The 13636-nt window shown below is 72.1% G+C and carries 13 protein-coding genes, 1 tRNA gene and 1 riboswitch; of the genes, 9 read left to right on the top strand and 5 right to left on the bottom strand.

The window, feature by feature from the left end; all coding sequences use genetic code 11:
- Nucleotides 1–19: 19 nt before the first annotated feature.
- Nucleotides 20–715, top strand: a complete 696-nt coding sequence (locus tag ABD831_RS18180; protein WP_344949975.1) for a class I SAM-dependent methyltransferase — start codon at nt 20–22, stop codon at nt 713–715.
- Here ABD831_RS18180 and ABD831_RS18175 read toward each other — a convergent pair.
- Nucleotides 700–1914 carry a glycosyltransferase family 2 protein gene (locus ABD831_RS18175; protein ID WP_344949972.1) on the bottom strand — a complete coding sequence of 405 codons (1215 nt, stop codon included), beginning with the start codon at nt 1912–1914 and terminating at the stop codon, nt 700–702. The two genes, ABD831_RS18180 and ABD831_RS18175, sit on opposite strands and share 16 nt — an antisense overlap.
- Before the next feature lie 94 nt (nt 1915–2008).
- Here ABD831_RS18175 and ABD831_RS18170 point away from each other — a divergent pair, with 94 nt between their 5' ends.
- The 6 genes from ABD831_RS18170 to ABD831_RS18145 all read left to right on the top strand — a co-directional run bounded on the left by ABD831_RS18170 (nt 2009) and on the right by ABD831_RS18145 (nt 4861).
- A complete protein-coding gene (locus ABD831_RS18170; protein WP_344949969.1) occupies nt 2009–2617 on the top strand; it encodes a DUF402 domain-containing protein in 609 nt (202 codons plus the stop codon).
- A gap of 117 nt (nt 2618–2734) precedes the next feature.
- A complete protein-coding gene (locus ABD831_RS18165) occupies nt 2735–2962 on the top strand; it encodes a hypothetical protein (RefSeq protein WP_344949966.1) in 228 nt (75 codons plus the stop codon).
- Between the two features lie 17 nt (nt 2963–2979).
- Nucleotides 2980–3636 (top strand): nicotinate-nucleotide adenylyltransferase, encoded by a 657-nt coding sequence (nadD, locus tag ABD831_RS18160; protein ID WP_425582851.1) that lies wholly within the window; start codon nt 2980–2982, stop codon nt 3634–3636.
- Entirely contained in the window at nt 3633–4043 is a 411-nt protein-coding gene (gene rsfS / locus ABD831_RS18155; RefSeq protein WP_344949960.1) for a ribosome silencing factor, read from the top strand. Before nadD ends, rsfS begins: the two co-directional genes overlap by 4 nt.
- The gene (locus tag ABD831_RS18150; protein WP_344949957.1) at nt 4040–4705 is read left to right on the top strand and encodes a histidine phosphatase family protein; all 666 of its coding nucleotides are present in this window, start codon (nt 4040–4042) and stop codon (nt 4703–4705) included. The genes rsfS and ABD831_RS18150 overlap by 4 nt, the downstream gene beginning before the upstream one ends.
- An 83-nt stretch (nt 4706–4788) precedes the next feature.
- Nucleotides 4789–4861, top strand: a tRNA-Ala gene (locus tag ABD831_RS18145).
- A 93-nt stretch (nt 4862–4954) separates the two neighbouring features.
- Here the strand turns inward: ABD831_RS18145 and ABD831_RS18140 are convergent.
- From ABD831_RS18140 to ABD831_RS18125, 4 genes are all read right to left on the bottom strand, one after another.
- A complete protein-coding gene (locus tag ABD831_RS18140; RefSeq protein WP_344949954.1) occupies nt 4955–6046 on the bottom strand; it encodes a glycosyltransferase family 4 protein in 1092 nt (363 codons plus the stop codon).
- Nucleotides 6047–6190: 144 nt separating this feature from the next.
- Nucleotides 6191–8338 (bottom strand): amylo-alpha-1,6-glucosidase, encoded by a 2148-nt coding sequence (locus ABD831_RS18135; protein ID WP_344949951.1) that lies wholly within the window; start codon nt 8336–8338, stop codon nt 6191–6193.
- A gap of 125 nt (nt 8339–8463) precedes the next feature.
- Nucleotides 8464–10398 (bottom strand): caspase family protein, encoded by a 1935-nt coding sequence (locus ABD831_RS18130; RefSeq protein ID WP_344949948.1) that lies wholly within the window; start codon nt 10396–10398, stop codon nt 8464–8466.
- A 1-nt stretch (nt 10399) separates the two neighbouring features.
- The gene (locus tag ABD831_RS18125; protein WP_344949945.1) at nt 10400–12697 is read right to left on the bottom strand and encodes a CHAT domain-containing protein; all 2298 of its coding nucleotides are present in this window, start codon (nt 12695–12697) and stop codon (nt 10400–10402) included.
- 104 nt (nt 12698–12801) lie between these two features.
- Nucleotides 12802–12867: riboswitch (guanidine-III (ykkC-III) riboswitch) on the top strand.
- A gap of 9 nt (nt 12868–12876) precedes the next feature.
- Here ABD831_RS18125 and ABD831_RS18120 point away from each other — a divergent pair.
- Nucleotides 12877–13191 carry a DMT family transporter gene (locus tag ABD831_RS18120; RefSeq protein ID WP_344949942.1) on the top strand — a complete coding sequence of 105 codons (315 nt, stop codon included), beginning with the start codon at nt 12877–12879 and terminating at the stop codon, nt 13189–13191.
- Nucleotides 13191–13523 (top strand): DMT family transporter, encoded by a 333-nt coding sequence (locus tag ABD831_RS18115; protein WP_344949939.1) that lies wholly within the window; start codon nt 13191–13193, stop codon nt 13521–13523. The genes ABD831_RS18120 and ABD831_RS18115 overlap by 1 nt, the downstream gene beginning before the upstream one ends.
- Nucleotides 13524–13636 lie beyond the last annotated feature (113 nt).

Below are 13636 nucleotides of genomic sequence, written 5' to 3'. Positions count from 1 at the left end.
GATGGCATGATGTCCGACCATGGAAGGCACCGAGGTCCGCAAGCTCGCTGAGCTCGAGGACGACCACTGGTGGTATCGCGAGCGACGCCACCTCCTGGCCAAGGCCATCTCGGGGCTGACGCCCGGGCGAGCCATCGACATCGGCGCTGCGGGAGGCGGGAACACCCGCGTCCTGCGCCAGCACGGCTGGGACGCCGTCGCGCTCGAGTACGGCGCCGACGGGGCGGAGGTGGCGCACGGCCGAGGGCTCGCCACGATCCGCGGCGACGCGACCCGGCTCCCGCTCGCGGACGCCTCGCTGGATCTCGTCGTGGCCTTCGACCTGCTCGAGCACCTCGTGGACGACGACGCGGCCGTGGCCGAGGTGCGCCGGGTGCTCAAGCCCACCGGCACCTACCTCGTCGCGGTCCCGGCCGACCCCAGGCTGTGGTCCGACCACGACGAGGCGGTCGACCACGTCCGCCGCTACACGCGCGAGGGCCTCGTCGACCTGCTCGACCGCGGTGGCTTCCAGGTCACCGACGTGCGCTCGTGGAACGTGCTGCTGCGCCCGGTCGTGGCGATGCGACGCAAGTCGAGCTCGGGCTCGGACCTCGACGACATGCACCCCCTCGTGAACTGGGGACTGCGCACCATCATCACGGCCGAGCGCTACCTGCCGGTCGGCGGCCTGCCGGGCGTCAGCCTGCTCCTGCGGGCTCAGCCGCGCAGCTGACTCGGCTCCGGTGACGCTGGGGCCGGCGTGGTGGCCGGCGGTGCTGTCACCGGTGCGGTGGGCGGCGTCGGCTCCCGACGCGTAGCCTCGGGCAGCTCGGCCGTCGGTGCGGCCGGTGCGGCCGGAGCGGCCGGAGCCGTCGGAGCCGTCGGTGACGGCGGTGCGGCCGGAGCGGCGGGAGCGGCCGGAGCGGCCGGGTCGACGGAACGGTGCGTCCCGCCCGGTTGCGCCGGGAGGGGTGTGTCGGTGGGTCCGTGGGCGCCGGAGTCGGCCGTCATCGAGTCGTACGCGATGAAGTAGGTCGGTCGGCCCTGCATGTGGCCGTACATGCGTCCGATGTACTCGCCGAGGATGCCGACGCAGACCAGCTGCACGGCACCGACTCCTGCGACGATGGCGACGGTGGAGGTCCAACCCGCCACGGTGTGCCCCTGCGAACGCGAGATGAACGTGTAGAGCACGAGCAGGACCGCGAGGACCGCGCCGCCGAAGCCGGCGAAGGTCGCGAGCCGCAGGGGCGCCGTCGAGAAGCCCGTCAGGGAGTCGAGCGAGAGCTTGACCATCTTGAGCAGGGGGTACTTCGAGTCCCCGGCCGCCCGTTCCTCGCGCTTGTAGTGCACGGTGTCGGAGGGGAAGTTCAGGGCCGGAACGATGAAGCGCAGGACCCGGTTGTGCTCGGGGAGGCTGTTGATCGCGTCGACCGTGGCGCGGGACATGAGGCGGTAGTCGCCGGCGTCGGCGTGCGCCGAGGTCTGGGACATCAGGCCGATGAACCGGTAGAAGGCCCGGGCCGAGACGCGCTTGAACCACGTGTCGGTGGAGCGGTCGTTGCGCACGCCGTAGACGACGTCGACGCCATCGCCCTTCGCGGCGGCCAGCATCTGGGGGATGATCTCGGGCGGGTCCTGCAGGTCGGCGTCGATGGTGACGACGTAGTCGCCGAGGGCGCTGACGAGCCCGGCGGAGATCGCCGCCTGGTGACCGGCGTTCGCGCGCAGGCGCACGACGCGCAGCGCCGGCCACTCGCGGTGGTAGCGCTGCAGCAGCACGGCCGTCAGGTCCTTGCTGCCGTCGTCGACCGCGACGACCTCGTAGGTCGTGCCCATGCCGTCGAGGAGCGGGCGGAGCCGCTCGACGAGGAGGGGGAGCACCTCCTCCTCGTTGTACATCGGGATGACCACGGACAACTCAGGAACCATGCGATCTAGCGTACGGCCGTCGATGGGCTGCGGCTGTCACGTCACTGTCCCGCGTCTGTGCCCGTCCCGTTGCGACGGAGGTAGGGTTCGCGGCGTGACCGAGCCGAGCGCGCAGCACCCGCCGGGGCGAGGGATGCCGCCGGGCGGCCTCGCACCCGGCACCCCTGTCGCGGCTCGTTCCACGAAGTGGGGCGGCGGCGCGCACCGCGCGTGGGTCGGGACCTACCTCGGGGCCGACGAGCACGGACACTGGTGGTACTCCCCGGCAGGCACGCGGTGCCGTACCCCGGCGGGGGAGTACGTCGCGGCGAGCAGCTGGGTCTCGCTCGCGCCCCACGCCGGGGCGTATGCCGTGGGGTTCTACCCGGCCCATCGCGAGGTGAGCGTCTACGTCGACATGACGACGGCGCCGGTCTGGACCCGACGGGCCGGCAGCGAGGGGATCGAGGGGGACCCCGAGTGGGAGGTCGTGGTTGTCGACCTCGACCTCGACGTCGTCCTCACCCGGGAGGGCCACCTCTACGTCGACGACGAGGACGAGTTCGCGGAGCACCGGACCGTGCTCGGCTACCCGCCCGAGGTCGTGGCGCTCGCCGAGCGCTGGCGCGACCTCGTCCACGCAGCCGTGGCGGCGGGGGAGGAGCCGTTCGCGACGGTCGGCCACACGTGGCTCCGTCGTGCCGAGGGTGCCCAGGGAGCCTGAGGGTGCCCAGGGCGCCGGGGCCGCGTCCGGCGGAACGGTCGGCGGGTGAACCGACCCGCCGGCACACTGCACGGACTGGCTGCGTCGAGCACGGTGAGCGGGCGCTAGGCTGGGCGCATGTCTGATCGTGTACTCGCACTCGTGACCGAGGGGGAGGAAGCCGCGCGCGAGCTTCCCCTGCCGGTGATCGCCTACTTCCTCATCACGTTCGCGCTGTTCCTCGTGGCCCTCGGCGTCACGTGGAGCTTCCGCAACACCGCGTACAAGGTGCAGGCGCCCCGTCCGACCCGTCCCTCCGAGGGCACGCACGGCAGCTCGAGCGGATCCGACGTGGCCCACCACTGAGCATGCGCCTCGGCGTCATGGGCGGGACGTTCGACCCGATCCACCACGGTCACCTCGTGGCCGCCAGCGAGGTGCAGTCGCGGTTCGACCTCGACGAGGTCGTCTTCGTCCCCACGGGGCAGCCGTGGCAGAAGGCCGACCGCCATGTCTCGCCTGCGGAGGACCGCTACCTCATGACCGTCATCGCGACGGCCTCCAACCCGCGCTTCACCGTCAGCCGGGTCGACATCGACCGGCCCGGCCCGACGTTCACGATCGACACCCTGCGGGACATTCGGGCGGAGCGGCCCGGGGACGAGCTGTTCTTCATCACCGGCGCCGACGCGCTCGCGGAGATCCTCTCGTGGAAGGACGCCGAGCACCTGTGGGAGCTGGCCCACTTCATCGGCGTCACCCGTCCCGGGCACGAGCTGTCCGACAAGGGACTGCCCGAGCACCGGGTCACGCTCCAGGAGGTGCCGGCCATGGCGATCAGCTCCACGGACTGCCGCTCGCGCGTGGCAGACGGCGAGCCGGTCTGGTACCTCGTGCCCGACGGAGTCGTCCAGTACATCAACAAGTACCACCTGTATGCCCACCCACAGGGGGCTCCGTCCCCCGTGCACCCCTCGACAAGCCGCGTGGCCCAGCCCGTGGACGCAACCGGGGCCTTCGCGCCCCAAGGAGATTCGTGACCGCAGCAGACCATTCGATCCAGCTCGCGAAGGTGGCCGCCCTGGCCGCCGGGGAGAAGCTCGCCGAGAAGGTACTCGCCATCGACGTGAGCGAGCAGATGCCACTCACCGACGTGTTCGTCATCGCGTCGGCCCCGTCCGAGCGCCAGGTCGGCGCCATCGTCGACGAGGTCGAGGACCGGCTGCGCGAGCTCGGCAGCAAGCCCATCCGCCGCGAGGGTGAGCGCGAGGGGCGTTGGGTCCTCATCGACTTCGGCGACATCATCGTTCACGTCCAGCACGAGGAGGAGCGCGAGTACTACGCGCTCGAGCGCCTGTGGAAGGACTGCCCGGAGATCGACCTGGCGACCGTGGCCGCCCCGGCCCGTCCGGGGGCCGAGGCCGTCGACGCGGCCGACGAGGCGTGACGGCGCCCGACTCCTCGGCGTCCTCCGGGCCGCGTCGCGTCGTCGTCGTCCGCCACGCCGAGACGGTCGACAACGCGGCCCGGGTCTGGCAGGGGCACAAGGACACCGAGCTGTCCGACCGTGGGCGCGAACAGGTGCAGGCCGCGGCCCCGCACCTCGCCGCCTACGCGCCGGCCCTCATCGTCTCGAGCGACCTCCGTCGCGCGGCCTCGACCGCCGAAGCCATCGCGGGACTCACCGGTCTGGCGGTGCGTCTCGACGCGCGGCTGCGTGAGGTGCATGTGGGCGAGTGGCAGGGCCTGCACGCCGACGAGGTGCGTGAGCGCTACCCCGACGTCATCGCGGCCCTCGACCGGGGCGAGGACGCCCCGCGAGGGGTCACCGGCGAGACCCGGGCGCAGGTGGCGCAGCGGGCTGGGGCGGCCCTGCGCGAGATCGCGGACGGGCTACGGCCCGGAGAGACCGCCGTCGTGGTGGCTCACGGCGTGAGCGCGCGCGTCGCGGCGAGCGACCTGGTCGGACTCGACCAGGACACGTCGGACGCCGTCTTCCGCGGACTCGACAACTGCCACTGGATCGAGCTCGTCGAGGTCGGCAAGAGCTTCTCGAAGCAGACCCGGTGGCGCATCAGCGGCTGGAACCTCGGGCCCTGGAACGTCTGACCCGAAAGGCCGCCCCCGATTTTGGCTCACGGGCGCGGACCCGCTATGGTTACGCAGTCGCTTCGACGAGGTGACACCCGCACGGGGCTGTGGCGCAGCTGGTAGCGCACCTGCATGGCATGCAGGGGGTCAGGGGTTCGAGTCCCCTCAGCTCCACCGAACGAAGAAGGACCAGACACGCTTTGTGTCTGGTCCTTCTTCGTCGTTCCGGGGCAACGAGTGCCGCTCCCTCCGCCGGCTTCGGGTCCTTCAGACCGTCGTCGGAGGCCGCATCGCAAAGGCGCCGCCGGCGGCAGCAGCCCCCGGGCTCGCCAGCACCCGGCGGTAGGCGTTCTCGTAGCCGGTCGCCATCGCGTCGAGGCTGAAGCGGCTGCTGACGTAGCGGCGACAGTCGGCTGGGTCCAGGGTGGCGCAGTCGGAGATGGCCGCCGCAAGCTGCTCGGGCCGGTCGACGACGAAGCCCGTGCGACCGTGCGCCACCACCTCCGGGGCGGCGCCCCTCGCCAGGGCCACCACGGGCGTACCGCACGCCATCGACTCCACCATGACGAGACCGAACGGTTCCTCCCACCGGATCGGGAAGACCAGGCACCGGGCCCCGGCCAGCAGTCGACGCTTCAGCGCCGGGCCGGCCACCCCCACCTCGACGGCGTCGTGCCCCAGGAGCGGCGCCAGCCGGTCCCGGTAGTAGTCGTGCTCGATCTCCTCGCTGCACTTGCCAGCCAGGATGATCCGGACCCCGGCGCGCCGGGCGGCCTCGATGGCGAGGTGGGGTGCCTTCTGCGGGTGGAAGCGACCGAGGAAGAGGACGTAGTCGTCCTTGTCGGCTCGGTACGGGAAGCTGTCGACGTCGATCCCGTTGTGGACGGTCGCCACCCAGTTGAGGTCCGGCGCGCGGCGGCGTTGGGCGTGGGAGACGGCCACCAGGCTGACGGCACTCCCCAGCGGCCGGTACACCCCGGCCAGGTCGTCCATGGTGCCGTGCACGGTCACGATGGTCGGGGAGTGCCGTGCGTCCGCGGTGAGGGGACCGGCCAGGGTGTGGTCGTGGACGAGGTCCACGGTGTGCGCGCGCAGCAGGGCCTCGACCCGGGCGGCGTGCACCACCTCCGGCAGGGCCAGCGTCAGCTGCTCCGTGGGGGGCGTGTCCCAGGTGCGCACGAACTCCTGCGCGGCCGTCCCGCGCCTGCCCGCGGCGAACAGGATGACGTGGTGCCCCCGCGCCACGAGTCGGTCGACGAGCCCGGCGACGACGGACTCCACCCCTCCATAGCCCTGCGGTGGGACCGTGTAGTAGGGCGGTGCCACCATCGCGATGCGCAGGGGTCTCGGTCGGAGCACGACGCGAGGCCCTGCGCCGGACGTCGAAGTGGTCGACACGGTGCATCACCCCCAGGGTCCGTGACGGCCCCACACCGCCTCGTCGATGGACCCTCTTTCACCGTACTCGGCCCCGGCCGGGTGCACCGTGTATAGCGACAGGCCTCACTCGGCGTCGCTGTGCGAGACCCCGCTCCGGCGCGAGCCGCGTTCGACGCGGAGGCCGTCCGTCAGTCCCGACACCTGCCAGCCCGACGTGTCGACGGAGACCTCGAGCAGGTCCCTGCCGACGTGCAGCTGTGCGACCGACAGCGGGAGCAGCTCCTCAGGCACCTCGGGATCGAACTGCACATAGCCCTCCGGGAGGTCGACCTCGAGCCCGCAGAGGGAACGTACGAGAAGGAGCGGGGAGGCTGCCGCCCAGGCTTGCGGCGAGCAGGAGGTCGGGTAGGGGACGGGCTGCGCGAACTCGGCCCGGTCGAAGCCGCAGAAGAGCTCGGGGAGGTGGTGCTCGAACCCGGCCGCAGCGTCGAGCAGACCGAGGATCACGCGGTTGGCCTCGGCCACGAAGCCGTAGCGGCGCAGTCCAGCCGCGATGATGGCGTTGTCGTGCGGCCACACCGAGCCGTTGTGGTAGCTCATCGGGTTGTAGGCGCCCGCCGCAGACGACAGCGTGCGGATGCCGAACCCGGTGAACATCTCGGGTGACATCAGCGCCTCGACCACCTGCAGCGCGCGCTCCTCGTCGACGATGCCGGTCCACAGGCAGTGGCCCATGTTGGAGGCGAGTGCGTCGACCGGCTTCTTGTCGGCGTCGAGCGCCATCGCGTAGTAGCCACGGTCGTCCAGCCAGAACTGCTCGTTGAACCGACGTTTCAGCGTCGCGGCCTGCTCCTCGAGCTGCCCTGCGCGCTCCTCGTCGTGGCTTGCCCGGGCCAGTCGCGCCCCGGCAAGCTGGGCGGCATAGACGTACCCCTGGACCTCGGCCAGCGCCAGAGGCGGGGTCGCCACGTCACCGGAGTCATAGGTGATGCCGTCGAAGGAGTCCTTCCAGCCCTGGTTGACCAACCCGCGGTCGGTGGTCCGTTCGTACTCGACGAAACCGTCCCCGTCCGCGTCGCCGTAGCGCTCGATCCAGGACAGGGCCCGCTTGACGTGCGGCACCAAGGAGGCCGTCTCCGACTTCGAGGCGCCCCAGCGGTGGAGCTCACCGGCGAGCATGACGAACAGGGGAGTGGCGTCGACCGTGCCGTAGTAGACGGTCTCCTCGCCCTCGCGCTCCTCGTCCGGCAGCCCGGAGCGGATCTCGTGCAGGATGCGCCCGGGCTCCTCCTCGGTGCGGGGGTCGACCACCCGCCCCTGGGTCTCTGCCAGGGTCTCCAGCGTGCCCCGTGCCACTCTCGCGTCCAGTGGCAGGAGCATCCAGGCGGTCAGCAGGGAGTCCCTGCCGAAGAGCGTCATGAACCAGGGTGCCCCCGCGGCGAGGACGATGCGCTTGGGATGGTGAGGGTCGGAGATCCGGAGCCCCGCCAGGTCGTCGGTGCAGGTGCGGACGAGCTTGTTCAGCCGGGCGTCGGCGGACGAGACGACAGGACTGCGCTCGCGCCAACGGCGGTGCTCCTTCGCGGGGTGGCTCTCCCGGCGCGACACGCCGGTGCGGTACGGCGACGGCAGCGGGACGTCCCGAAAGAGTGGCACGACGCGCACCGTGAACTCCGTCGTCGCCCGAGCCGGGACCGACAGGTGCCACACGAGGCCGTGGGTGAACACGTGACAGCCGCCCGTCGCGCTCAGCTCGACGGCCCGGGAGTCGGCCCGCGCGACGCGGCGACGAAGGGTCGTCTCGTCCATCGTGACCTCGATGGTGTCCTTCCGATCGTCCAGACGCCCTTCCTTGACGTCGAACAGGCCGGCGAAGTCGGTGGTCGCGGTGAGCGTCAGGATGACGTCCGCGTCTCTGCCACTCAGGTTCTCGAGGGTGACGTCCTCGACCATACCGTTGCCGACGTAGCGACGTCGCACCACGAGCAGGGTGCTGTCGGCAAGCCCCGGTCGCGGTCGAGGACGCGTGACGAACGTCGCGGCGTGCGGCCCGATCTGCTCCACGGTCAGCGCCTCCAGCGGCTCGCCGTCGACGCGCAGCTCGAGATGGTCGAGGAAGCGGGTGTCCCTGACGACGAGCCCGTGCCCGCCGGCCGTCCCGATGTCACCGGAGGGGCCCGAGACACAGAAGCACCGGCCCTCGACGAGCGAGACCGTCGCGATGCTGTTCGAGGCGGGGGGGCCACCCGTGAACGCCCAACCCTCTGTCATGGCACCTCAGCCCACGCCGAAACCGTCGCGCTGTCAACCGTCCCCGTCGTCCCGACCACTCCTGTCACGCACCCGCCCGCCTGACCATCTCCGCACCGTGCCCTCACTGTGCCCTCGCCGTGCTCTCACCGTGGCCGCACCGTGACGACGAAGACCGAGTCCGTGCGCCAGTCGGCGACGGCGGCGACGTCAGGTCTCGGTCCCAGGCGACGGGTGCGGGTGCCGCCGAGGACACGCTCGAGGTTGGACCGTGGTGCAGCCGACGCGTCGGCGCTCCTGGTGGTGCCGGCGGGTGGCGCGCTGACGTCGAGCTCCTCCTGCTGGAGCGACCGTGGGTCGAACTCCACCGTGCTCGTGACGACCATGAGCTGGTCGCGGAGCGAGACCGTCCCCGCAGCCCACATCGAGTCCGACACCTGCCCGAGCAGCTCCACGCTCGTCGACTCGCCGACCCCGAGTGCGACCGAGCCGGCGGGAAAGGCGTCGGTGAAGATGCCGTACGTCTCCGTGAGGTCGAGCAGGGCTGCCCACAGGGGGGTGGAGGTGGTGTTCGCGAGACGAACGGCGAACCGGGGGGCGTCGCTCCCGGCATACGTGATCGTCAGGGTGCCCCCGGATCCTACGGCACCACTGCCCGCGTCGACGTCCACCCGCACGGAGTCGGCGGCCAGGCGCGTGGATGGGTTGGTCAGGGCGGAGAGACGCAGCCAGCGCGCGACGCGCTCGAGCGCGAGGACGGTCCGCTCCTCCCGGCCCTCGCCCTCGACGACCGGCACGAGGGGGCGCGTGACGCCCGGCCGGGTGATGACGAAACCGCCCGGGGTCGCCTGCACGAGCAGGTCCGTCGCGGGCGCGCTGTCGCCGTCTGCGAGGTCCACGAGGTCGACCAGCGTCTCGTCGGCGCGACCGGCCGCGTCACGCAGGGCTGCGGTGCCTGCCGCGTCACCGACCACCCCCACCCGTAGCGGCGCGAGCGGGATCGCGGTGACGACGGCCCGGTAGACGTAGGCCGCGTCGAGGTCCGGGGTCAGGTCCACCAGGCTGCGGTCCGGCAGGACCTTCGTGACGAGGGCGGTCGCGAGCGGCGATCCCGACGTCTCACCCGTCAACGGGTAGACGGCCAGCTCGGTCGTGTCGTCGCCGATCGGCTCGGGGACCCCGTGCACGGCGCCAGAGTCGATGGACCACCCCTCCGGCAGCCGGCTCAGGGTGAGCGGCCGTGGCGTGGCCGCGATGGCACCTCCGAGGAAGGGCCGGTCGAGCTCGGTCGCGTCGGCGGTCTCGACCTGCGGGTGCTGGTCGGTGACCCGGCTCGTCACGTCGGCAGTGACGAGCCGCAGCACGTCGCGGTACGTGGGCCGCCCGTCGGTGTCGAGGAGCGCGGCGTCGAGCGCCGCCGACAGCGCACCGTGGCGCCGGCCCCCGACGGTGACCTCCTTGGCCTGCTCCGAGGACCGGCAGGCCGCGAGCAGCACGTGACGACCTGCCGGGGTCCACCGCCCCACCCCGCGGACCCGCCCGTCCGCGACGTCCAGCCCGGCGAAGGAGGACGACGGGCGCGGTCGGGGATCCGGTGGCGCGAGCCGTACCACCTCGTCGGCGTCGCGCGTCCCGTCACCGGAGTGGCAGCAGTCGAGCACGACGAGCGTGTGGCAGCCGGACCGCGTGACGCCGTCCAGCAGGCCCGCGAGCTCCTTGTCGGCCAGGTCCCAGCTGCCGGGCGAGCGGCTGTCGACGCACACGAGCGTCTCGTTGCGGTGGTCCGGCTCGAGGGACCAGAGGTCCTCGGGTGTCTCCTGCTGCGACCCGTGGCCGCTGAAGTAGAAGAGCGCGACGTCCTGCGCCGTGGCTCGACCCAGGTGCTCCGTCAGGTGCGTCGTCACCGCCGTCCGGGTCGCCTCCACGTTGCGCAGCACGACGAGGTCGACGACGTCCGCGCCGACGCGGTCGCGCAGCACGTCGGCGAAGCGGGTGACGTCGTTGACGCAGCCCGAGAGCGACGGGACCGGCGCCGGGTAGGTGTCGATCCCGACGAGGAGGCCGTAGACGCGCCCGGTCATGTCAGGAGGCCGTGTCGGCCAGGGTGATCGTCTGCCAGCCGCGCGGGAAGGCCTGCGTGTCGGCGGTGCGAGCGGCATTGGTGCTCTTCATCGTTCGCAGCGTCCAGGGGGCCGGTGCGCTCGTCGCGTCGCTGATGTTGACGTTCATCGAGAAGACCGAGCCGCGGACCGGTGCCTGCTCCAGCTGCAGGGCCGACCAGGGCACCCGCGCCTCGAGGTCGTAGCCGCTCACGGCGTCAGCCCTCCCGACCGTGATCTCGGGGTGGCGGGTGCCCGCGACGAAGGTGCCGCGTCCCGCCGGGTTGATCGACGCCACGCCGGACGTGGGTGCCTCGCCCGAGAGGCCCACCATGACGTGGACGTCCTGCCCTCGCCGGGTCGTGGCCCTGGGGTCGAGACGGCGGGCGTCCGGACCGAACTCGAACGAGAAACCGTCCCCGTTGAAGTAGGCGCCGGGGTTCGCGACGTCGACGCTCCGCAGGTCCGCGTCGTCGACGTGCACGCGCAGGTAGAGCGCACTGCTGTCCCAGACGGCCTGCCAGTCGCCGCCGAACGCCCGCTGCGGCGTGCCGCGCTGGGCGACGACGCGGGAGATGTGGACCGCCGGCACACCGTCCCAGTCCGCGAAGTCCCCGTCGATGGCGGGGGCCGTCGTGGCGCACCCGGCGACGAACGTCGTCTGCGCGCTGGCTCCGGACGGTGCGACAGACCCGCAGGCCGAGGCGACATCGCCGGTCGCCTTCCTGAACCACGAGGGCACCTGGGTGGTGCCGAACCAGAAGAGCCCGAACAGGACGACGAGCCCGACCACGCTGCGGACGAAGCCGTTGCCGCGGCGACGTTGCCTCCGGTCCGGCTCGGCGTCGTGGAGTGACAGAGGCCGGGTCTGGGGTCGGGACTCCGGCTGGGGCTGGGTCTCGGGCTGGGTCTCGGGCTGGATCTCGGTGTGGGTCTCGGGCTGCGACGGCGTCGGAGGCAGTCGGTCCGGCCGTGGTGGCGGGACGCTGTCGTCCGGGCCGGCCAAGGGACGGATCCGGTCGAGCAGCTGCGTGACGTCCTGGTAGTCGGGGTGCTCGGCCGCGATCTGCTCGAGCAACGGCAGGGCCGTCTCCGGGGCGCTCGCCTGCAGCGCCCCCTGGGCGCCGTCATAGAGGGACTCGAGCCGGCTCTCGGGTCGCTCGGCACCCGCCGTGGCGCCCGCGGTGAACGAGAACGGCTGTTCGGCCCCCGACCGGAGCAGCACCGCGGTGCCCCACTCGGACGCCTCGTCGGAGACCGCCATCGCCTTGCGCACCTCGCAGATCGCGGCGTCGATGCCGAGCCCGCGGGTCAGGAAGTAGTAGAACTCGTGGCTGAACACGAGCGCGGCGCGGTCGGAGATCTCGGTCTGCATCGCGACGACCGCCGGCAGGCCTTGGCGCACCAGGGCCTGGGCGACGCCGGAGAACGCGTCACGCCCCGATGTCCGCGCTCCCTCGCAGGCGTTGAGCACGGCCAGCTGCATGGAGCGGGCGTCGTGGAGCAGCGTCCCGAGGCGGGCGCCCGAGACGCGGTGGGCGGTGGCGTCGTCGCGCTCGAGGACGAGCACGCCCTCCTGCGCCTGCTGGTCGAAGCCGCCGTGGCCGATGAAGTGGAAGACGTGGAAGTCGTCGAGCAGGGCTCGTTGCAGCGCCGTCAGCGTGGCCTCCTCGAGGACCGTGACGGTGAGCCGTCCGCTCGCCACGAGGTCGCCCGTCGTCGCCATGAGCAGCTGGCGCTCGCGCTCGACGGCCAGCTCGGGCATGTCGCTCGGGCTGGAGATCATGACGAGCACGCGCAGCGGCGCCTCGACCTGGACGACGGGAGGTCGTTCGAGCGAGTCGAGCAGTCGCACGACCGGCGTCTCCTGCGAGAGGGTGAGGAAGCGGCCGAGCGTGGCGTCGTAGAGGTACTCCCAGGGGACGGAGTCGAGGTCGGGGACCGCGTCGAGCCGCAGCCTCAGCCGCAGGTCACGACCGTCGGACCGGGCGGTGGCGAGGCTCGACCGGAACGCCGTGCCCACGTCGCCGGAGAGGAGCGCGTCCCCGAGCCGGCGACCGTACTCCTTGACGTCGACGACCCTGGCCTCGGCCGGGACGAGGCGCCGCGAGGAGACCCGGGGCGGGCCCACGGCGATCATGAACTGGGCGAGGTCCGTCGCCGCGAACGGAAGCGTGAAGGGCGCCGACGCCTGCCCGGCGGGGGAGGCGACGACGTGAGCGGCATACCCCTGTCCCTCGGGGGTGACGGCGACGTCGAAGTCGAGATACTCACGGCTCATGGCGATCCTCTGTCCGCAGGAGCGCGCCTGCACCTGACAGTACGCCGGGGGTGGCGGACTGATACGTCGTTCAGACCGAGAGGTGACGCTTGGGTAGACTTGGTCCCGAGCGCGCGAGCCGCGTTCGCGGACGAGGGAGCCGTACCCGCACAGCGACAAGACGGCCAGATCGGATCGCCGTGCACTGGTTCGTCCTTATCCTCTCCGGCGCGCTGGAGGCCGTCTGGGCCACCGCGCTCGCCGCGTCCGGCGGCTTCCGCCGTCCACGACCGACCGCCCTCTTCGGCGTCGCCCTCGTGCTCAGCATGGTCGGCCTCGCCTGGGCGATGACCGCGCTGCCCACTGGGACGGCGTATGCCGTGTGGGTCGGGATCGGCGCCGTCGGCACGGTCCTGCTCGCCGTCGTGCGTCGCGAGGAGCGCCTCGGTGCGGCCCGCGCGGTGCTGCTGCTCGTGCTCGTCGGCTGCGTCGCCGGCCTCAAGGCGGTGGCGTGATGCCGTGGGTGGTCCTGCTCGCCAGCGCCGTCCTCGAGGCGGTCTGGGCATCAGCGCTCGCCGCCTCCGAGGGTCTCTCGCGCCCGGTGCCCGCCGTGGTCTTCCTCGTGGCCGGCGCGCTCAGCATGGTCGGCCTCGCCCACGCGGTGCGCACGATCCCCATCGGGAGCGCGTATGCCGTGTGGACCGGGCTCGGTGCCGCGCTGACCGTGACGTGGGCCATGGTCACCGGCAACGAGGCGTTCTCCGTGGTCAAGGTGCTGCTCCTCGCCGGCATCGTGGGCGCGGTCGTCGGCCTCAAGGTCCTCGGGCACGAGGCTCCCGCGGACTGAGACACGGCGCGCGGTTCGGGTCGGATATGCCGCGTTTGCGGCTCGATGTCACTGGGGCGGTGATGATGGGGCGTCGCCCACGGCATCGGGTCGGGGCAGGACACGAAGGAGCA

The organism is Terrabacter ginsenosidimutans, from assembly GCF_039539425.1.
GTDB classification, from domain to species: Bacteria; Actinomycetota; Actinomycetes; order Actinomycetales; family Dermatophilaceae; genus Terrabacter; species Terrabacter ginsenosidimutans.
Note: the sequence above shows the minus strand (reverse complement) of the source record. Positions and strands in the feature narration are given on the sequence as shown.

Excerpts from the sequence above, each read along its gene's own strand:
- ABD831_RS18180 (WP_344949975.1), top strand. The coding sequence starts at position 20 with ATGGAAGGCACCGAGGTCCGCAAGCTCGCTGAGCTCGAGGACGACCAC.
- ABD831_RS18135 (WP_344949951.1), bottom strand. The coding sequence starts at position 8,338 with ATGACAGAGGGTTGGGCGTTCACGGGTGGCCCCCCCGCCTCGAACAGC.
- ABD831_RS18130 (WP_344949948.1), bottom strand. The coding sequence starts at position 10,398 with ATGACCGGGCGCGTCTACGGCCTCCTCGTCGGGATCGACACCTACCCG.
- ABD831_RS18175 (WP_344949972.1), bottom strand. The coding sequence starts at position 1,914 with ATGGTTCCTGAGTTGTCCGTGGTCATCCCGATGTACAACGAGGAGGAG.
- nadD (WP_425582851.1), top strand. The coding sequence starts at position 2,980 with ATGGGCGGGACGTTCGACCCGATCCACCACGGTCACCTCGTGGCCGCC.
- ABD831_RS18125 (WP_344949945.1), bottom strand. The coding sequence starts at position 12,697 with ATGAGCCGTGAGTATCTCGACTTCGACGTCGCCGTCACCCCCGAGGGA.
- ABD831_RS18115 (WP_344949939.1), top strand. The coding sequence starts at position 13,191 with ATGCCGTGGGTGGTCCTGCTCGCCAGCGCCGTCCTCGAGGCGGTCTGG.
- ABD831_RS18165 (WP_344949966.1), top strand. The coding sequence starts at position 2,735 with ATGTCTGATCGTGTACTCGCACTCGTGACCGAGGGGGAGGAAGCCGCG.